17 protein-coding genes are annotated in these 18,424 nt (G+C 72.5%); 6 read left to right on the forward strand and 11 right to left on the reverse strand.

Features of this window, described 5'->3' with window-relative positions:
- Positions 1-383: 383 nt before the first annotated feature.
- Positions 384-1,331 (reverse strand): SGNH/GDSL hydrolase family protein, encoded by a 948-nt coding sequence (locus ACFO3J_RS34645; protein ID WP_386438429.1) that lies wholly within the window; start codon positions 1,329-1,331, stop codon positions 384-386.
- A gap of 270 nt (positions 1,332-1,601) precedes the next feature.
- Between ACFO3J_RS34645 and ACFO3J_RS34650 the strand changes: the two genes are divergently transcribed.
- Both ACFO3J_RS34650 and ACFO3J_RS34655 read left to right on the forward strand, forming a co-directional pair.
- Complete coding sequence (locus ACFO3J_RS34650; RefSeq protein WP_386438431.1) at positions 1,602-2,096, forward strand: DUF3145 domain-containing protein; 495 nt, start codon at positions 1,602-1,604, stop codon at positions 2,094-2,096.
- Positions 2,097-2,122: 26 nt separating this feature from the next.
- Entirely contained in the window at positions 2,123-3,058 is a 936-nt protein-coding gene (locus ACFO3J_RS34655; protein ID WP_386438433.1) for an NAD(P)-dependent oxidoreductase, read from the forward strand.
- A 34-nt stretch (positions 3,059-3,092) separates the two neighbouring features.
- Here the strand turns inward: ACFO3J_RS34655 and fabF are convergent, their stop codons facing one another.
- From fabF to ACFO3J_RS34680, 5 genes are all read right to left on the reverse strand, one after another.
- Positions 3,093-4,361 carry a beta-ketoacyl-ACP synthase II gene (gene fabF, locus ACFO3J_RS34660; RefSeq protein WP_386438436.1) on the reverse strand — a complete coding sequence of 423 codons (1,269 nt, stop codon included), beginning with the start codon at positions 4,359-4,361 and terminating at the stop codon, positions 3,093-3,095.
- Between the two features lie 79 nt (positions 4,362-4,440).
- Entirely contained in the window at positions 4,441-4,686 is a 246-nt protein-coding gene (locus ACFO3J_RS34665; protein WP_386438439.1) for an acyl carrier protein, read from the reverse strand.
- 69 nt (positions 4,687-4,755) lie between these two features.
- On the reverse strand, positions 4,756-5,790 hold the full coding sequence (locus ACFO3J_RS34670; RefSeq protein ID WP_386438442.1) for a ketoacyl-ACP synthase III: 1,035 nt from the start codon (positions 5,788-5,790) through the stop codon (positions 4,756-4,758).
- 12 nt (positions 5,791-5,802) lie between these two features.
- A complete protein-coding gene (locus ACFO3J_RS34675) occupies positions 5,803-6,732 on the reverse strand; it encodes an ACP S-malonyltransferase (RefSeq protein ID WP_386438445.1) in 930 nt (309 codons plus the stop codon).
- Between the two features lie 89 nt (positions 6,733-6,821).
- The gene (locus tag ACFO3J_RS34680; RefSeq protein ID WP_386438448.1) at positions 6,822-8,027 is read right to left on the reverse strand and encodes a PucR family transcriptional regulator; all 1,206 of its coding nucleotides are present in this window, start codon (positions 8,025-8,027) and stop codon (positions 6,822-6,824) included.
- A gap of 143 nt (positions 8,028-8,170) precedes the next feature.
- On the opposite strand from ACFO3J_RS34680, the gene ACFO3J_RS34685 reads away from it, so the two are divergent.
- On the forward strand, positions 8,171-8,893 hold the full coding sequence (locus ACFO3J_RS34685; protein ID WP_386438451.1) for a pirin family protein: 723 nt from the start codon (positions 8,171-8,173) through the stop codon (positions 8,891-8,893).
- On the opposite strand, the gene ACFO3J_RS34690 is transcribed toward ACFO3J_RS34685, so the two are convergent.
- Together ACFO3J_RS34690 and ACFO3J_RS34695 are read right to left on the reverse strand one after the other, a co-directional pair.
- Positions 8,805-9,719 (reverse strand): helix-turn-helix transcriptional regulator, encoded by a 915-nt coding sequence (locus tag ACFO3J_RS34690; RefSeq protein WP_386438454.1) that lies wholly within the window; start codon positions 9,717-9,719, stop codon positions 8,805-8,807. The two genes, ACFO3J_RS34685 and ACFO3J_RS34690, sit on opposite strands and share 89 nt — an antisense overlap.
- Positions 9,720-9,798: 79 nt before the next feature.
- A complete protein-coding gene (locus ACFO3J_RS34695; protein ID WP_386438456.1) occupies positions 9,799-10,626 on the reverse strand; it encodes a serine hydrolase domain-containing protein in 828 nt (275 codons plus the stop codon).
- Positions 10,627-10,737: 111 nt separating this feature from the next.
- Between ACFO3J_RS34695 and ACFO3J_RS34700 the strand changes: the two genes are divergently transcribed.
- Positions 10,738-11,205 carry a MerR family transcriptional regulator gene (locus ACFO3J_RS34700; RefSeq protein ID WP_386438459.1) on the forward strand — a complete coding sequence of 156 codons (468 nt, stop codon included), beginning with the start codon at positions 10,738-10,740 and terminating at the stop codon, positions 11,203-11,205.
- Positions 11,205-12,263, forward strand: coding sequence for an aldo/keto reductase (locus ACFO3J_RS34705; protein ID WP_386438462.1), 1,059 nt, complete (start codon positions 11,205-11,207; stop codon positions 12,261-12,263). The genes ACFO3J_RS34700 and ACFO3J_RS34705 overlap by 1 nt, the downstream gene beginning before the upstream one ends.
- Before the next feature lie 35 nt (positions 12,264-12,298).
- Here the strand turns inward: ACFO3J_RS34705 and ACFO3J_RS34710 are convergent, their stop codons facing one another.
- The 3 genes from ACFO3J_RS34710 to aceE all read right to left on the reverse strand — a co-directional run bounded on the left by ACFO3J_RS34710 (position 12,299) and on the right by aceE (position 17,374).
- Positions 12,299-13,048: a DUF4429 domain-containing protein gene (locus tag ACFO3J_RS34710; protein ID WP_386438464.1), complete on the reverse strand. Its 750-nt coding sequence runs from the start codon at positions 13,046-13,048 to the stop codon at positions 12,299-12,301.
- 102 nt (positions 13,049-13,150) lie between these two features.
- Positions 13,151-14,338 carry an alpha/beta hydrolase gene (locus ACFO3J_RS34715; RefSeq protein WP_386438565.1) on the reverse strand — a complete coding sequence of 396 codons (1,188 nt, stop codon included), beginning with the start codon at positions 14,336-14,338 and terminating at the stop codon, positions 13,151-13,153.
- Between the two features lie 288 nt (positions 14,339-14,626).
- Positions 14,627-17,374 (reverse strand): pyruvate dehydrogenase (acetyl-transferring), homodimeric type, encoded by a 2,748-nt coding sequence (gene aceE / locus ACFO3J_RS34720; RefSeq protein WP_386438467.1) that lies wholly within the window; start codon positions 17,372-17,374, stop codon positions 14,627-14,629.
- A gap of 446 nt (positions 17,375-17,820) precedes the next feature.
- Between aceE and ACFO3J_RS34725 the strand changes: the two genes are divergently transcribed.
- Entirely contained in the window at positions 17,821-18,261 is a 441-nt protein-coding gene (locus ACFO3J_RS34725) for a DUF3052 domain-containing protein (protein WP_386438469.1), read from the forward strand.
- The last annotated feature ends 163 nt before the right edge of the window (positions 18,262-18,424 follow it).

The following is an 18,424-nucleotide window of genomic DNA, read 5'->3' on the forward strand; positions in this document are numbered from 1 at the left end:
GCGGTTCCTCGCGCCCCTGGGGGGTGCTGTGCGGTGGTGGGGTGCGGGTGGTCGTGGGTTGGTCGCGCAGTTCCTCGCGCCCCTATGGGGCGCCCTGCGGCGCTTGGCGAGCCCGGCTGGGCCGCGCCTGCGTCGCGGGGTTGAGGACCGGCCCCGTCAGGGGCGCGGGGAACTGCGCGAGCAACCACCGCGTAGGCGCGGTCGGGGGTCGGCGGTGGCCCATTGCGATCGGCCCCGTCAGGGGCGCGGGGAACTGCGCGGCCAGCCACGGCGTACCGGTGGCCGGGGGTTGGCGGTGGTCCGTTGTGGTTGGCCCCGCAGGGGGCGCGGGGAATCACCGCGGGCGTGCGGTCGGAGGTCGGGGCCGACCCGGAGGGGGAAGCTCAGGGCTTCGGCGGGAGGCCCGCCACGCCCGCGAGGATGCGGGCCAGCTGCGCCTGACCCGCGTCGTTGGGGTGGAAGAAGTCCCAGCCGCTGAGCTGGGACGCGGTGAAGCGGTAGTCGAAGACCGCGCCGTTGTCGTAGCGGCAGCGCTGGAACTGGGCGCAGACCTGCCCCATGGCGGTGTTGTAGTCGATCACGCGGTCGCGTACGGCGGTGCGGCGCTGCTGGGCGGCGGGGGTCTGGGCCTGGGCGTCCTGGAGCATGGAGGGGCACAGGCCGAGCTTCCAGATCTGCGCGCCGAGGACGTTCGTCCGGCCGACCGACCACAGGTGCTGGAGGTCGGGGATACTGGCCACCAGGATCTGGGTGGTGGGCAGGGTGCGGTGCAGATACGTCAGCGCGCTGTCGAAGTCCGCCCGGAAGTCCGCGACCGGCGTCATCGCCCCGGGCGTCGCCGTACAGGCGTCATTCGCACCGATCAGCACCGTGACCATGGCCGGCCGGTGGGCCGCGGCGGCGCGGGCCTGCGTGGTGAGATCCGACACACGCGCCCCGGACTTGGCCAGATTCCAGCTCTGGGTGCCCGGCGCGGCGGCGGTGAGCCGGCTGGTGAGGCTGTCGATCGCCGTGTCGGAGCCGGTGGCCCAGGACACCGTGGGGCAGTCGGCCAGCGCGTCGCACGCGTCGAAGCCGCGGGTGATGGAGTCGCCGAGCGCGGCGACCGACGCGGGGGAGACGTTCCAGGGCCGTGCGGGCTTGGGCGCCGCGTGCCCCCCGCCGTCCGGGGCGGCGGAAGCCGGCATGCGGGCGACGGCGGCCGACCGCCGTGCGTCCGGCGCCCCGCCCCCCGCCCCGCCCCCCGCCCCGCATCCGGCCACCGCGAGCAGGCAGCCGAGGACGAGGACCGCGACAGCGGGCAGCGGTCGGCGGCGGACAGGTGTTCGCATCGGGTGCCACATCCGGCGCTCCCCTCCGACGAGTGGGTGACATCTGTTACCAGCCCGACGTTACGTCACTCTCTCCCGGACGCCGCACGGTAGCTTTTAGCCTGACACCCGAGGCGACCGAACCGGAGGTCCGTACTTTCAGCCACGATGAGTGAAAGTTGTCCTGTTTGCTGGCAATGGTGCAGAATGTCTCATGTTGCCCCGGGAGCAGCCGGTTCGGGTGTTGAGGCCGCTGGGGAAGGCGAACCTCGTCCCACACTGGAGGTACCGGTGACGACACGTGGTGTTCTGTACGTGCACGCCGCACCGCGCGCGCTCTGCCCGCATGTCGAATGGGCTGTCGCGGGCGTCCTCGGCGTGCGCGTCTCGCTGGACTGGATCCGGCAGCCGGCCGCGCCCGGCACCTGGCGGGCCGAGTTCTCCTGGCAGGGCGAGCCCGGCACCGCCTCGAAGCTGGCCTCGGCCCTGCGCGGCTGGCAGATGCTGCGCTTCGAGGTCACCGCCGAGCCCTGCGCCAGCGCCGAGGGCGAGCGCTACAGCGCCACCCCGGAGCTGGGCATCTTCCACGCGGTGATCGGCATGCACGGCGACATCCTGATCCCCGAGGACCGGCTGCGCGCCGCCATGCAGCGCGCTCGTAAGGGTGAAGCCGACCTGGAGAGCGAGCTGTCCAAGCTGCTCGGCAAGCCGTGGGACGACGAGTTGGAGCCGTTCCGCTACGCGGGCGAAGGCGCGCCGGTCCGCTGGCTGCACCAGGTGGTCTGACCGGTCACCGGCATAGCCTGGCTGTCATGTCCTCCGACTCTCACGACACGTCAGCCCCCCTCACCGTCGCGGTCCTCGGTACCGGCCTGATGGGCAGCGGCATGGCCCGCAGCCTGGCCGCCGCCGGGCACCGGGTCCGCGCCTGGAACCGTACGATCGCCCGCGCGCGGCCGCTGGCCGATCACGGCGTCGAGGTCGTCGCCGACCCGGTCGAGGCGGTACGCGACGCCGACGCGGTGATCACCATGCTGCTGGACGGCCCCGCCGTGATGGACGTGATGCGCACGGTCGCCCCCGTACTGTCCGGCAGCGCGGTGTGGGCCCAGACCAGCACCGTGGGGCCCGAGGCGCAGGCCGGACTGGCCGCGCTGGCCGCCGAGCACGGCCTGCTCTTCCTGGACTCACCGGTACTGGGCAGCAAGCCGGTCGCCGAGGCCGGCCGGCTCACCGTGATGGCCGCCGGGCCCGCCGCCGCCCGCCCGGTCGCGGCCAGGGTCTTCGACGCGATCGGCAGCAGCACGGTGTGGCTGGAGGGGGACGCCGCCGACAGTCCGGCCAGCGCGCTGAAGCTGGTGCTCAATCTCTGGGTGCTCACCATCAACAACGCGGCCGGCGAGATCGTCTCCCTGGCCCAGGGCGTCGGCGTGAACCCGGACGACTTCTTCCAGGCGATCGAGGGCGGCTCGTTCGATGTTCCCTATCTGCGGAACAAGGCCGCCGTGATCGCCGGCGGCGACTACGCGCCCTCGTTCACGGTGAAGGCCGCCGACAAGGACCTGCGGCTGATCGTGTCAGCGGCCAAGGCGGCGGGCCTGCGCCTGGACCAGGCCGAGGCCGGCGTCGAACGCTTCCGCCGCGCCGCCGAACTCGGCCACGGCCAGGAGGACATGGCCGCCGCCTATTTCGCGAGCTTCGAGGGCGACCCGCCCGGGACCGGGCAGGGCGGCGGCGCCGACCGCTAGGCCGGCGCCGCCGGGAACGCCCCTGGGACACCGGTCAGTGATGGACCGTCCGCAGCGCCAGCACCACATTGTGGCCGCCGAAGCCGAAGGAGTTGTTGAGGGCGACGATCCCGCCCGCGGGCAGCGGGCGGGGCTCGGCCCGCACGATGTCCACGTCGACGTCCGCGTCCGGGTGGTCGAGGTTGATCGTCGGCGGGGCGACACGGTGGTAGAGGGCCAGCACGGTGGTGACCGTCTCGATGCCGCCGGCGCCGCCGAGCAGGTGGCCGGTCATCGACTTGGTCGCCGAGATCGCCATGTGGTCGACGTCGTCGCCGTACACCCGGCGCAGCGCCTTGAGTTCGGCGATGTCGCCCTGCGGGGTCGAGGTGGCGTGCGCGTTGACGTGCACGATCTCGGCCGGCTTCAGGTCGGACTGGTCCATCAGGTGCTGGAGCGCCGCGGCGATACCGCGGCCCGACGGCTCCGGCTGGGTGATGTGGTGCGCGTCGGAGGACAGGCCCTGGCCGACCGCCTCCGCGTACACCCGGGCACCGCGCGCCGCGGCGTGCTCCGCGGACTCCAGGACGACGATGCCCGCGCCCTCGCCGAGCACGAAACCGTCCCGCCCCGAGTCGTAGGGGCGCGAGGCGGCTTGCGGGTCGTCGTTGCGCTTGGACATCGCCATCATGTTGCCGAAGGCCACGATGGGCAGCGGGTGGATGGCCGCCTCGGTGCCGCCCGCGACCACCACGTCGGCGCGGCCGGTGCGGATCATCTCGATGGCGTAGCCGATGGCCTCGGCGCCCGAGGCGCAGGCACTGACCGGCGTGTGCACGCCGGCCCGCGCGTTGACGTCGATCCCCACGTTCGCGGCCGGGCTGTTGGGCATCAGCATCGGCACGGTGTGCGGGGAGACCTTGCGGACGCCCTGCTTGTTGAGGACGTCGTACTGGTCGAGGAGGGTGGTGACGCCGCCGATGCCGGAGGCGACGACCGCGCCGAGCCGGTCGGGGTCCACCGACGGGTCCTCGCCGGCCTTGGCGGTGAAGCCGGCGTCGGCCCACGCCTCCCGCGCGGCGATCAGCGCGAACTGCGCGCTGCGGTCGAGCTTGCGGGCGAAGGGCCGGGGCAGCACTTCGCCGGGCTCCACCGCGACGCGTGCGGCGATCCGCACGGGCAGCTCGGCCGCCCAGTCCTCAGTGAGCGTCCGCACGCCGGAACGGCCGGCGAGCAGCGCCTCCCAGGTCGACGCGCTGTCGCCACCCAGCGGTGTGGTTGCTCCGATACCGGTGACGACCACGGTGCGATTGGTCGGGCTCACAGGAATGTCTCTCCACGTCTAGAAGGGCGGGCGACAAGCGCGTCGTCCGGAAGGGGTGGTGCCCGCGAGGGGGACCGGCTCAGCCCTGAGCGTTCAGGATGTAGTCGACCGCGTCGCCGACCGTCTTGAGGTTCTTCACGTCGTCGTCCGGGATCTTCACGCTGAACTGCTCCTCGGCGGCCACGACGACCTCGACCATGGACAGCGAGTCGACATCGAGGTCGTCGGTGAAGGACTTGTCCAGCTGGACGTCCTCGGTGGGGATGCCGGCGATCTCGTTGACGATGTCGGCGAGACCGGCGACGATCTCTTCCTTGGTGGACATTGCGGCGCTCCTTGTGTGTGAACCAGGTGGTGCGGCGTGCGGGACTGCGGCGCCGCGGTGGGGATGTGCCTAGGGGAGAGTAACGACAGCGGCCGCGTACACCAGACCCGCCCCGAAGCCGATGACCAGCGCGGTGTCACCGCTCTTGGCCTCGCCGGTGTCGAGCAGCCGTTCCATGGCGAGTGGGATGGACGCCGCGGAGGTGTTGCCGGTGGTCTCGACGTCGCGGGCGACCGCGACATGGTCCGGGAGCTTGAGCGCCTTGATCATCGCGTCGATGATCCGCATGTTCGCCTGATGCGGGATGAACGCGTCGAGCTGGTCGGCGGTGATCCCGGCGGCGTCCAGCGCCTCCTGGGCCACCTTCGCCATCTCGAACACCGCCCAGCGGAAGACCGCCTGGCCCTCCTGGGTGATCGCCGGGAACTTCACCTCGCCGTTGTCGTCGAGCGGCATCCGGAGGGTGTCGCCCGTCCGGAAGCTGTCCCACGCGACGGTCTGGGTGATGGTGTCCGCCTTGTCGCCCTCGGAACCCCAGATCGTCGGGCCCATGGCCGGCTCCTGGGACGGGCCGACCACCACCGCGCCGGCGCCGTCGCCGAACAGGAACGCGGTGCTCCGGTCCGACTTGTCGGTGAGGTCGCTGAGCCGCTCCACGCCGATCACCAGGACGTAGGAGGCGCTGCCGTCGACGACCAGGCTCTTGGCCAGCGTCAGCCCGTAGGCGAAGCCCGCGCAGCCCGCCGAGATGTCGAAGGCGGCCGGCTTGCCGGCGCCGATCCGGTGGGCGATCTCGGTGGCGATGGCCGGCGTCTGCTTGAAGTGCGAGACGGTCGCCACCACCACCGCGTCGATGGCGGAGGCGTCGATCCCGGCGGCGGCGATGGCCTTGCCGCCGGCCGCCAGCGACATCTCGGCGACGGTCTCCTCCGGGCCCGCCCAGTGCCGGGACGCGATACCGGAACGGGTCCTGATCCATTCGTCACTGGAGTCGATACGTTCCAGGATCACTTCGTTGCTCACCACACGGGTCGGGCGGTAACCGCCGACGCCGAGGATCCGCGCGTACGGCGCACCCTTCGTGGGGCTGATCTTCGCTGTCATCCGACAGGACTCCTATTCGGCTCGTACTTCGGCGGGCGCGCCGAATTCGGCGATCAGCGCGCGGGCCGCTTCGAGGTCGTCCGGCGTCTTCAGCGCCAGGGTGCGGACCCCGGGCAGCGCGCGCTTGGCCAGACCCACCAGTGTGCCGCCGGGAGAGACCTCGATGAGCGCGGTTGCACCATGCTGCTTGAACGACTCCATGCACCGATCCCAGCGCACCGGGTTCGACACCTGCGCGACCAGCCTGCGCACGACCTCCGGGCCATTGTCCACGGTCTGCCCGTCGGCGTTGGAAACATACGGCAGCCGGGGGTCGGAGACGGCGAGGGAGGGGGCCAGCGCGTCCAGCGCGGCCACCGCGGGAGCCATGTGGGCGGTGTGGAACGCCCCGGCCACCTTCAGCGGCCGCACCCGGGCGCCCTGCGGCGGGTCGGCGGTGAGCGCGGCGAGCTGCTCCACCGTGCCGGCCGCGACGATCTGGCCGGCGCCGTTGATGTTCGCCGGGGTCAGGCCCAGGCCCGCCAGGTGCGCCACCACCTCGTCCGGGTCGCCGCCGAGCACCGCGGCCATGCCGGTCTCGGTGACCGCCGCCGCGTCCGCCATCGCCCGGCCGCGGGCGCCGACGAAGGTCATCGCGTCCGTCGGGTCGAGCACCCCGGCGATCGTCGCGGCGGTGATCTCACCGACGCTGTGCCCGGCCACCATGCCCGGCACGAGGTCGAGTTCGGCGGCGGACAGCAGGCCGGCCGCCACCAGCAGCGGCTGCGCGACCTTGGTGTCGCGGATCTCGTCCGCGTCGGCCGCCGTCCCGAAGTGGGTGAGATCGAGGTCGGCCGCGGCCGAGTAGGCGGCCAGCCGGTCTGCGGCACCGGGGAGTTCGAGCCAGGGCGCGAGGAAGCCGGGTGTCTGGGCACCTTGGCCGGGAGCGACGAGTACGAGCACCCTCACACTCTCTCGCGCGGGCGGCCCCCGCCGCCGGTGGGGACAGGGACCAAGAACTGTCAGGTGATTTGTGGGTGTCCCACAAAGCCTCAGCGCGGCCGGTGCGCCGCGGCCAGCCGGCCCAGGATCAGAGCGATGCGCAGGGTGAACGCCGAACGCACATCCGAAGGTGACCAACCGGTGACATCGGTCACACGTCGTAGCCGGTAGCGAACGGTATTGGGGTGGACGAACAGCATGCGCGCGGCCCCTTCCAGGGACGACGCCTGCTCCAGATAGACACTCAGCGTCTCCAGCAGCGCGGAGCCCGCTTCCTCCAAGGGCCTGTAGATCTCCTCCACCAACTGCTCACGGGCGTAGCGGTCGCCGGCCATCGCCCGCTCCGGCAGCAGATCGTCCGACAGCACCGGGCGCGGCGCGTCCGGCCAGGCCGCGCACGCCCTGAGGCCGGCCGCCGCGGCCTGCGCGGAGCGGGTCGCGGACAGCAGGTCGCCGACCACGGGGCCGGCCACCACCGGTCCGGCCGCGAACGGCCCGATCAGCGCCTTGGCCACCCGGATCGGATCGTCGTCGCCGCCGGCGATCACCACCAGGCGCTCACCGAGCACCCCGGTCAGCACCTGGAGTTTGGCGTGCCGCGACGCCCGGCGGATCGCCTCGACGGTCAGCTCGCTGTCCCCGCTCGGCGCGGTGCCGAGCACGACCACGATCTTGTCCGGTGAACTCCAGCCGAGGGCCGCGGCCCGGGACAGCACGCCCTCGTCCGCCTCCCCGGACAGCACCGCGTTGACCACCAGCGACTCCAGCCGGGCGTCCCAGGCGCCCCGTGCCTCGGCGGCCTGCGCGTAGACCTGCGCGGTGGCGAAGGCGATCTCCCGGGCGTAGACGAGCAGCGCCTCGCGCAGCACCGACTCGTCGCCGGGCGCGGCCACTTCGTCGATGGCCGCCTCCATCACCTCGATGGTGGTGCGGACCATCTCCACGGTCTGCCGCAGCGAGATGGCCCGGGTCAGCTCGCGCGGCGCGGTGCCGAACACATCGGTGCTGATCGCCTGCGGCGCCTCGGGGTGGCGGAACCACTCGGTGAAGGCGGAGATACCGGCCTGCGCGACCAGCCCGATCCAGGACCGGTTCTCCGGCGGCATCGCGCGGTACCACGGGAGTTGCTCGTCCATCCGCGCGATGGCGTTCGCGGCCAGCCGGCCGGCGGCCTTCTCCAGCCGCCGCAGCGTCGCGGAGTGGTCCCCACGTGGAGGTTCGGGGGACACTTGCGGGAGTTGCGAGGCATCGGGCACAGCACAAGCCTGCCTTATCGCCTGCCGCGGGCGCTGCGTGGGTCTCCGCCGGTTTGCCCGGGGGTGCCCGGAGGGTGCGGCGCCGGGCGCGGTACGGGGGAGGGCGGGGCCTCCGCGGGCCGCCGGGTGCGTACCGTGGGGGCATGATCGAGGTGCGGCGGGCGCGGGACCGGGACCGTACGGCGGAGCCGGGGACCGGGATCGAGAGCCGGCACGCGTTCTCCTTCGGGGCCCGCTACGACCCGGACAACGTCCGGTTCGGGCTGCTGCTGGCCTGCAATGAGGAGCGGCTCGCCCCGGGCGCGGGCTTCGCCGAGCACCCGCACCGGGACACCGAGATCGTCACCTGGGTGCTGGAGGGCGAGCTGGAGCACCGGGACGGCGACGGGCGGACGGTCCGGCTCGGCCCCGGAGGACTCCAGCGGCTCAGCGCGGGGGGCGGTGTACGGCACGAGGAGCGCAACGCCGGCCGGACACCGCTGCGCTTCCTGCAGATGTGGCTGCACCCGGACACCTTCGGCGGCCCGCCCGACTACGCGGCCGCCGCCGATCCGGCCCCGCCCGGCCCCGGGCTGCGGCTGCTCGCCTCCGGCGCGGACTCTCCCGACCCGGCCCCCCCGCTACGGCTCCGGCAGCGCGCCGCCGCCCTCTACGTCGGCCGCCCCCTGACCGCCGGCTCCGGCCCGCTGCCGGCCGCGCCCTTCGTCTACGTCCATGGCGTACGCGGCCGGCTGCGGCTCGGCGACCACGTGCTGGAGCCGGGCGACGCGGCCCGGCTCAGGGACGAGCCGGGGACGTCCGTCCGGTGGCCGGGGGCGGCGGAGTTCCTGGTGTGGGAGATGCACGCCGAGCCGTCGTACGGCTGAGCCGGTCGTCGGCGAGGCGGGCGAGCAGCTGGAGGCGTTCGTAGGACTCCGAGCCCGGATCGGCGTGGTAGGTGATCAGCATCTGTCCGGGGGAGCCGGGCAGGGCCAGCTTCTCGTAGCGCAGGTCCAGCGGGCCCACCCGCGGGTGGCGCAGGGCGGTCCGGCCGCTGGTCTTCCGGTGGACGTCCTGCCGGGCCCACAGCGTGCGGAACCGCTCGCTGCGGACGCTGAGTTCACCGATCGGCTCGATCAGCTCCGGGTCGTCCGCGGCCGCGCCCACCAGGGACCGCACGTAGGCCACCGCCTTGGCCGTCATCGCCTCCCAGTCGCGGTGGAAGACCCGCATCTCCGGCTCCAGGAAGGCCGCCCGCAGCGTGTTGACGCCGGGCGCGAAGTACGGGGACAGCGCGACCGCCATCGGGTTGGCGGCCAGCGTCGTCATGAGGCGGCCGTGCACCAGCGCGGGCGTCGTGGTCCAGTTGCCGATCAGCGCGCTCACCCCCTCGTCGACGTGTTCGGGGCGAGCCGGGTCGCGGCGGGCGGCGGCCCGGGGCGGGCGGGCCAGCTGGTGCAGATACGCCGCCGTGTCCGGCTCCAGCAGCAGCGCCCTGGCGATGCTGTCCAGCACCTGCTCGGAGGGGTGCTTGTCGCGGCCCTGTTCGAGCCGCAGATAGTACTCGGCGCTGATCCCGGCCAGCAGCGCGACCTCCTCGCGGCGCAGCCCCGGCACCCGCCGGCGCGCGCCCCCGGGCAGGCCCACGTCCCGCGGTCCGACCCGCTCACGGCGGGACCGCAGGAAGTCGCCGAGCCTGTTTCCGGTGGCCATCGCTCCACCGTACGGCGGGCGGCGCCGGGTTTCCTGTCCCTGCCGGGACCAGGCTCGCAGCCAGGGGCGGCGGTCCGGCTCAGGCCTGGCCGCCACCGCCCAGTTCGCGCAGCACCGCGTCGGTGAAGGCCGGCCACAGCGGCAGCGCCCACTCACCGAAGTCGCGGTCGGTGAGGGCCACGCAGGCCGCGCCCGCCGCCGGGTCCACCCACAGGAAGGTGCCGGACTGGCCGAAGTGCCCGTAGGTGCCGGGAGAGGACAGCGAACCGGTCCAGTGCGGGGACTTGCCGTCGCGGATCTCGAAGCCGAGGCCCCAGTCGTTGGGGTTCTGGTTGCCGTAGCCCGGCAGTACGCCCCTGAGGCCGGGGAAGGCCACCGAGGTCGCGGTCGCCACCGTCGAGGGATGCAGCAGGCTCGGCGCCTGGAGCTCGGCGGCGAAGAGCGCCAGGTCCCGCGCCGTGGAGACGCCGCCCGCGGCGGGCGAGCCGGGCAGCGAGGTCGCCGTCATGCCCAGCGGCTCCAGCACCGCCTGCCGCAGATACTCGGCGAACGGCATGTCGGCCGCCTTCGTCAGCGTGTCCCCGAGCACCTCGAACCCGGCGTTGGAGTACAGCCGCCGGGTGCCGGGCGCGGCCGTCACCTTGTGCTCGTCGAAGGCCAGCCCGGAGCAGTGCGCCAGCAGGTGCCGGACGGTCGAGCCGTCGGGCCCGGCCGGGTCGTCCAGCTCGAAGACGCCCTCCTCGTAGGCGACCAGCACCGCGTAGGCTGCCAGCGGCTTGGTCACCGAGGCGAGCGTGAATTCGCGCTCGACCTGCCCGTATGTCCCCGCCACCGTCCCGTCCCGCCGTACGACGATCCCCGCCGCCTCGCGCACCGGCCAATTCCCCATCAACCGCAGGCTCTCCATGCCGCCGAGCTTAGGGCCTGCCCGGCGGCGCCCGGCCCGAAGGTCCGTCCCGCCGGAGCCGGATGGACATCGTTTGCTTAGAGCGCACTCCAAGGTCTTAGCGTGTGGTCCATGACGGTCGTGCACGCGACAACGAGAAAACCGGGCAGTACGGGCGATGCCGAGGACGGCACGGGCCTCCCGCGGCCCGACGGGCGGGACCAGTACACGATCAGCGAGGTCGCCGATTTCACCGGCCTGAGCGCGCACACCCTGCGCTGGTACGAGCGGATAGGGCTGATGCCGCACGTCGACCGCTCCCACACCGGGCAGCGGCGGTTCTCCAACCGGGACCTGACCTGGCTGGATCTGGTCGGCAAGCTGCGGCTGACCGGGATGCCGGTCGCGGACATGGTGGCCTACGCGGAGATGGTCCGGGCGGGCGAGCACACCTACGCCGACCGCCGGGCCCTGCTGGAGTCGACCCGGCTGGACGTCCTGCGGCGCATCGGCGAGCTCCAGGACACCCTGACCGTCCTCGACGGAAAGATCGCAACGTACGCGGGCGCCTGCCGGGCGCCGGAGAGGACAGGCATCTGATGGCGGAGACCAACGGCGAGCACGGCGAGCACGGCGAGCACGGCGGTACGGAGCAGCCGGGCACCGAGAAGCTGGGCACCGACGGCCCGGTCGTGGGGGTGCAGGGCCTCGGCTGCATGGGCATCAGCGAGTTCTACGGGCCCACCGACGAGGCCGCCGCCCGCGAGACGCTGGAGACGGCGCTGGAGGTCGGCGTCACCCTGTTCGACACCGCCGACGTCTACGGCCTGGGCGGCAACGAGGAGTTCCTGGCCCCCTTCGTCGCCGCGCACCGCGCGGAGATCACCCTCGCCACCAAGTTCGGCATCGTCCGGGACCCGGCCAACCCGGCCTCCCGCGGCGTGAGCAACGACCGGACCTACATGAGGCGGGCCGTCGAGGGCAGCCTGCGGCGGCTGGGCACCGATGTGATCGACCTGTACTACATGCACCGGCGCGACCCGCGGGTGCCGCTGGCCGAGTCGGTCGGCGCGATGGCGGAACTCGTCGACGAGGGCAAGGTGCGGTATCTCGGGCTGTCCGAGGTGACCGGCCCCGAGCTGCGGACGGCGCACGCCGTGCACCCGATCGCCGCCGTGCAGTCGGAGTGGTCGCTGTTCAGCCGGGACGTGGAGCGCTCGCTGACCGGCGCGGCGGCCGAGCTGGGTGTAGCGGTGGTGCCGTACTCGCCGCTCGGCCGGGGCTTCCTGACCGGGTCCTTCCAGGACGCGGGCAGCGATCTGGCGGCCGGCGACTTCCGCCGCGACCAGCCGCGCTTCACCGGCGAGAACGCCCGCCGCAACGCGGATCTGCTGGCCCCGGTCCGCAAGGTGGCCGCGGCACACGGCGCCACACCGGGGCAGATCGCGCTGGCCTGGGTGCACCACCGGGCCGCCGCGCACCAGCTGGCGGTCGTCCCGATCCCGGGCACCCGCCGGGCCGCCCGGGTCCGGGAGAACACCGCGGCGTCCCGCATCACCCTCGACGAGCTCGAACTCAAGTGGCTGGAACCGATCGCCGGTCAGGTCGCCGGTGACCGCTACCCGGACATGACCGGTACGTCGGCGGCCCGCGAATAGCGGCAGCCCCCGGGGCCCGGGACCCTTCAGACCCCTCACTGCCAGGGTTCCGGCCCCACCCGGGCCGCGCGGATCGCGGCCAGCACGGACGCGGCGAACGGCAGCGACTCGTGCACCGGCCCGTAGCCGAGGCCGAAGATCACCGCCGCCGGGTCCTGGTCGGCCGCGGCCGGCGGCCCGTCGGCGGCGCCCGGCTCGCCCGCCTCCCGGCGCAGCAGCCGCAGATGGCCGTGCAGCAGCTCGGGGGAGCGCCACTCGACGCCGCTCAGCCGCTCCACCGCGAAGCTCTGGTCGCCGGCCTTCCACTTGGCGGTGGAAGCGCCCGTCCAGAACCAGCGGAAGGTGACGGTGCGGCCGTCGAAGAACGCCTTGGCGTCGTACGCCTTGAACACCCGGGGCCCGGCCGGGGCCGGCACCAGGAAGCGGCCCGGCGGCCCGTCCTGCCCGAACACCTCGATCGCCTCCCGCAACCGGTCCCGGCCGGCCTCGGCCGGCGCCCGGTCCTGCTCGGGCAGCACCAGCCGGTACGGATCGGCGGTCTCCCGCAGCTGGCCGCCGGCCATCTCGACCACCGGATCGGCCCCGGCCCGGGCCACCGCCCGCAGCACCACGGTCCCGCGCCGCCCGTCCGCGACCTCCACGCTCTCCAGCGCCGCGTACGGCACCCGCCGCTCGCCGAGCGCCTGGAGCAGCCGCGAGCCGCGCACCGAGCGGCTGTACCGGATCAGCACCGCGTCGGGTTCGAACTCCCATACGGCGTTGTTTCCGGCCAGCACATCACCCATAACGGCCAGCTTATGGCCGCCCCGCCCTCGGGGCCCCGGACACAGGCGCCCGGCCTCCCCCCGGACCGGCCACCGGCCCGCTCCGGGCCCGCCCGGCCTTGCCTAGAGTCCCGCCCGGCACGTGTTCCCCACGTGGCAGGCCACGCGCGAGTACTCGCCCAGGGCGATGTCCGCGAAGTTGGCCAGGCTGGTGGTGTCCGGGGCGAAGTAGCCCGGGTGGCCGACCGCGCGGGCCGCGCTGATGACGCGGGCGCCGAAGGAGTCGGAGACGGGGTCCGCGCCGTGGCCGAGGCCGGCGAACTCCAGGTGGGGCACGTCGCTGATCCAGTCGCCGGAGTCGCGGGCCGCCCAGACATGGGCGCTGGTGCGCAGATCCGAGGCGTGCCGGGCGCGCATGCCGGGGCTGCCGAAGACGGTGATGTCGGAGACCCGCCCGCGCGGCAGGTCGGGCGCGGCCACCCCGCACAGCACCGAGCCGTAGGAGTGGCAGAACAGCGCCACGTCGACCCGCCGGGGCAGCGTGTCGAGCAGCGCTTCGAGGCGGACCGCGCCGCGTTCGGCGTCCGCGCCGATGGTGGCGTCCAGGCCCACCCCGGCCGGGGTGGTGTAGTCGGCCCAGGCGATCACCGCGGTGCGCGCGTCCGGGTCGGTGGCCCGCTCGGCGTCGTAGAGCTGGCCGGCCATGCCGACCGGCGCCGCGTACGGCATGTTGTCGCGCTCGAAGCTGAGCATGTCGGTGTCCACGCCGGGGACGACGATGGAGACCCGGGTGGCGGTGTCGAGGTCGCCCAGCACCTCCGCGGCCCGGCCCGTGCCGGTGGGGTCGAAGGCGAGGATCTGCCGCTGGCCGGTGAGCAGCGAGTCGTAGCGCTCCACCAGATCCGCGGCGTTCTGCCGGCCGGCCGGGGTGAGCCGGTCGCTGTGCACCAGGGCGGCCTCGGCGGCGCGGGCCTCGGTGAGGCCCCGGCGGTTGGCCAGATAGCGCAGGGTCGGCGGGACGCCGTTGAGATTGCCCACCACCAGCGGATACCGCTCCGCGAGGGTGCGGCGCTGTGCGCTGGTGAGCGAGGCGAAGAAGCGGGCGATGGCGGCGGGCGCCGCCTTCGGGTCGGGGAGCTTGCGGGTGCCCACCTTGCCGTTCATCCACGCCGACAGTGAGGCGGCCCGTGGTTCGGCCATGCCGTGCGGCCGCACCGCGGTCCATCCGGTCGTCGCCAGCATGACGAAGACCACCGCCAGGGCGAGCAGGGCCCGCAACGCCGCCGGGTTCATCCGCATATCCGGGCCCATGCGCATATAAAGGAGAGTCACTCGCTGTTGCCTCGCGCATTCTTCCCGTGGTCAGCGGGTCGGCCGGGGGTGAGGACCGGCGCCGTCGCCGACGGCGCCTCCGCGGTCCAGCGTAGAAGACGGGGATCGATAGCCAGGGGATGCGTGACGGACATCACGTTTGGCAACGGAATATGGCGAGAATAAGTTACGGCCGAAAACGACCGAAGCTCCGACCAGTAGGGATCACCGGCCGGAGCTTCGAAAAGTGTGCTCTGTGTACTAACGGATCATCGGATCAACGACCCGTCAGGCGTCGCCGCCCGCCGGGCCCGGGTCGGCCGCGGTCACATCGAGCAGCTGATAGCGGTCCACCGCCTGCTTGAGCAGCGAGCGGTCGATCGTGCCGTCCTGCGCCAGCTCGGTCAGCACCGCCAGCACGATCGACTCGGCGTCGATGTGGAAGAAGCGCCGCGCCGCGCCCCGGGTGTCGGCGAAGCCGAACCCGTCCGCGCCGAGCGAGTTGTAGCGGCCCGGCACCCAGCGGGCGATCTGGTCCGGCACCGAGCGCATCCAGTCGGACACCGCCACGAACGGACCCTGGGCCGCGCCGAGCTTGCTCGTCACATACGGGACCCGCTGCTCCTCCTCCGGGTGCAGCAGGTTGTACTGCTCGACCGCGACGGCCTCGCGCCGCAGCTCGTTCCACGAGGTGGCGGACCATACGTCGGCCCGTACGTTCCAGTCCGCGGCCAGCAGGCGCTGCGCCTCGATCGCCCACGGCACGGCGACACCGGACGCCATGATCTGCGCCGGGATCGCGCCGGCCTCGCCGGCCCTGACGCGGTGCACGCCCTTGAGGATGCCCTCGATGTCCACGTCGGCGGGCTCGGCCGGGTGCTGGATCGGCTCGTTGTAGACGGTCAGGTAGTAGAAGACGTCCTCGCCGGGCCTGCCGTCGGCGGTCTCGCCGTACATCCGGCGCAGACCGTCCTGCACGATGTGCGCGATCTCGTAGGAGTACGCCGGGTCGTAGGCGACACAGGCCGGGTTGGTGGACGCCAGCAGCTGCGAGTGGCCGTCGGCGTGCTGGAGGCCCTCACCGGTCAGGGTGGTGCGGCCCGCGGTCGCGCCCAGCACGAAACCGCGCGCGAGCTGGTCGGCCATCTGCCAGAACTGGTCACCGGTGCGCTGGAAACCGAACATCGAGTAGAACACGTACACCGGGATCAGCGGCTCGCCGTGGGTGGCGTACGCGGAGCCCGCCGCGATCAGCGAGGCGGTACAGCCGGCCTCGGAGATGCCGTCGTGCAGCATCTGGCCGGTCGGCGACTCCTTGTACGCGAGCAGCAGTTCGCGGTCGACCGACTCGTACAGCTGGCCCATCGGGTTGTAGATCTTCGCGCTCGGGAAGAACGCGTCCATGCCGAAGGTGCGGTACTCGTCGGGGGCGATCAGCACGAAGCGCTTGCCGATCTCCTTGTCCCGCATCAGGTCCTTCAGCACCCGGACGAAGGCCATGGTGGTGGCGATCGACTGCTGGCCCGAGCCCTTGCGGGCGGTGGCGTAGGTCTTGTCGCCGGGCAGCGGCAGCGGCTTGGCGCGGACCACCCGGGTGGGCACATAGCCGCCGGCGGCCTTGCGGTGGTCGTGCATGTACTGGATCTCTTCGGAGTCCCGGCCCGGGTGGTAGTAGGGCGGGTACCCCTCGTCGAGGCGCTGGTCGCTGATCGGCAGGTGCAGCCGGTCGCGGAAGCGCTTGAGGTCGTCGACCGTGAGCTTCTTCATCTGGTGGGTCGCGTTGCGGCCCTCGAAGTTCGGGCCCAGCGTCCAGCCCTTGATGGTCTGGGCGAGGATGACGGTCGGCTGGCCCTTGTGCTCCTGGGCGGCGGTGTACGCGGCGAAGATCTTGCGGTGGTCGTGGCCGCCGCGGCCGAGGTGCAGGATCTGCTCGTCGCTGAGGTCCTCCACCATCCGGCGCAGCCGCTGGTCGTCACCGAAGAAGTGCTCGCGGATGTACCCGCCGGTCTCGGTGGCATAGGTCTGGAACTGGCCGTCCGGGGTGATGTTCATCTTGTTGACCAGCAGGCCGTCCCGGTCCTGGGCCAGCAGCGGGTCCCAGGAGCGGTCCCAGACGAGCTTGATGACGTTCCAGCCGGCGCCGCGGAACTGCGACTCCAGCTCCTGGATGATCTTGCCGTTGCCGCGCACCGGGCCGTCGAGCCGCTGGAGGTTGCAGTTCACGACGAAGGTGAGGTTGTCCAGGCCCTCGCGGGCGGCGATGGACAGCTGGCCGAGCGACTCCGGCTCGTCCATCTCACCGTCGCCGAGGAAGGCCCAGACATGCGACTTGGAGGTGTCGGCGATGCCGCGCGCCTCCATGTAGCGGTTCATCCGCGCCTGGTAGATCGCGCTCAGCGGGCCCAGGCCCATCGAGACGGTGGGGAACTCCCAGAAGTCCGGCATCAGCCGCGGGTGCGGATAGCTGGACAGTCCGTTGGGCGCCTTGGACTTCTCCTGGCGGAAGGCGTCGAGCTGCGCCTCGGAGAGCCGGTCCAGCAGGAAGGCGCGGGCGTAGATACCGGGGGAGGCGTGCCCCTGGAAGAAGATCTGGTCGCCGCCGAGACCGTCGTCCTTGCCGCGGAAGAAGTGGTTGAAGCCCACGTCGTAGAGCGACGCGGACGACGCGAAGGTGGCGATGTGGCCGCCGACCCCGATCCCGGGACGCTGCGCGCGGGACACCATCACCGCGGCGTTCCACCGGGTGGCGTTCAGGATCTTGCGCTCGATCTCCTCGTTGCCGGGGAAGAACGGCTCGTCCTTGGTGGCGATGGTGTTCACATAGTCGCTGCTGCGCATCTCGGGCACCGCCACGCGCTTCTCGCGCGCGCGCTCGATGAGGCGAAGCATCAGGTAGCGGGCCCGCTCCCGGCCGCGCTCGTCTATGGCCGCATCGAGCGAGTCGAGCCATTCCGCCGTCTCCTCCGGATCGAAATCCGGGACCTGGCTGGGAAGGCCGCCAATGATGATCGGGTTGCGATCGGATCCGGAAGCCACGCTTTTCCTTCGCTGCTCGGGTGGTAGCTGATGCCTGGGGGCTCGGTGGGGTCGCGCCGCCTCCATCGTGTACCGCGTGGTCCGATACGTCATCTCTACCGGGCGGTAACCGCTGCCCGCGCCGGGATCGCGAGGACTGCGGCAGCGAGGGGCGGGGTCGCCGGGCGGCCAAACCCGCACTCTACGCCCAGTCGGACGTACGACCGACTGGTGGCTCCAATCACCCACAACACCGGCAAACCGGAGTGGTCTGCGTCACTATGGGTAAGAAATCTAGCGTGCGGGTTGCGGGGAAGACGGGCGAATCATCACCGTTTCGGCGGTCTCGTACGCCGGGTACTTGCGCGATCCGCCGCGCCCGTGTGGACTACCGCCAATAAGCTCGCGCCGCAGCGGGCACATACGGATCAGCCAAACTCTGCAGTTCCCATGACAGGAGGCAAAGCGTGAGCGCGACCGCGGACCACGCGGAGGAGCGGACCAACCCGGCGAGCCGGCTTGGTTTCGAGCCCGGACAGGTGGTCCAGGAGCTCGGGTACGACGAGGATTGCGACCAGGAGCTTCGCGAGAGCATCGAGGAGCTCACGGGCGAAGAGCTCGCCGATGAGGACTACGACGACGTGCCCGACGCCGTCCTGCTGTGGTTCCGCGAGGACGACGGCGACCTCACCGACGCACTCGTCGACGCCACATCGACGGTCGACCCCGGCGCCCCGATCTGGCTGATGACCCCGAAGACGGGGCGTGACGGCCATGTCGAGCCCAGCGAGATCGGCGAGGCGGCACAGACGGCCGGCCTGGCCCAGACGAGCAGCGTCAACGCGGCTCGGGACTGGACCGGCAGCCGCCTGGTCACCCCGAAGGCGGCGAGGGCCGCCCGGCGGTGACCCCGTAGCGCCCCAGGGCTGCGCGCTCTTTCAGCTGCCAGTCGAACGCGGCTGAGCGCGCGGTTCGCCGTGCCCCTTCGCCGGCCGTCGTCGTCCGCGACGGCGCCCGTCCCGAGGGCGCGGGGAACCGCGCGCTCAGCCCGGTACCGTGGTGGGGGGGGGG

This window comes from Streptomyces polygonati (genome assembly GCF_042650325.1).
In the GTDB taxonomy this organism is placed as follows: Bacteria; Actinomycetota; Actinomycetes; order Streptomycetales; family Streptomycetaceae; genus Actinacidiphila; species Actinacidiphila polygonati.

Bases quoted from the DNA above. Each gene is read 5' to 3' on its own strand.
- ACFO3J_RS34670 (WP_386438442.1), bottom strand. From the start codon at position 5,790: ATGACAGCGAAGATCAGCCCCACGAAGGGTGCGCCGTACGCGCGGATC.
- ACFO3J_RS34710 (WP_386438464.1), bottom strand. From the start codon at position 13,048: ATGGGTGATGTGCTGGCCGGAAACAACGCCGTATGGGAGTTCGAACCC.
- ACFO3J_RS34645 (WP_386438429.1), bottom strand. From the start codon at position 1,331: ATGCGAACACCTGTCCGCCGCCGACCGCTGCCCGCTGTCGCGGTCCTC.
- ACFO3J_RS34695 (WP_386438456.1), bottom strand. From the start codon at position 10,626: ATGGAGAGCCTGCGGTTGATGGGGAATTGGCCGGTGCGCGAGGCGGCG.
- ACFO3J_RS34655 (WP_386438433.1), top strand. From the start codon at position 2,123: ATGTCCTCCGACTCTCACGACACGTCAGCCCCCCTCACCGTCGCGGTC.
- ACFO3J_RS34700 (WP_386438459.1), top strand. From the start codon at position 10,738: ATGACGGTCGTGCACGCGACAACGAGAAAACCGGGCAGTACGGGCGAT.
- ACFO3J_RS34690 (WP_386438454.1), bottom strand. From the start codon at position 9,719: ATGGCCACCGGAAACAGGCTCGGCGACTTCCTGCGGTCCCGCCGTGAG.
- ACFO3J_RS34715 (WP_386438565.1), bottom strand. From the start codon at position 14,338: ATGGGCCCGGATATGCGGATGAACCCGGCGGCGTTGCGGGCCCTGCTC.
- ACFO3J_RS34705 (WP_386438462.1), top strand. From the start codon at position 11,205: ATGGCGGAGACCAACGGCGAGCACGGCGAGCACGGCGAGCACGGCGGT.
- ACFO3J_RS34685 (WP_386438451.1), top strand. From the start codon at position 8,171: ATGATCGAGGTGCGGCGGGCGCGGGACCGGGACCGTACGGCGGAGCCG.
- ACFO3J_RS34665 (WP_386438439.1), bottom strand. From the start codon at position 4,686: ATGTCCACCAAGGAAGAGATCGTCGCCGGTCTCGCCGACATCGTCAAC.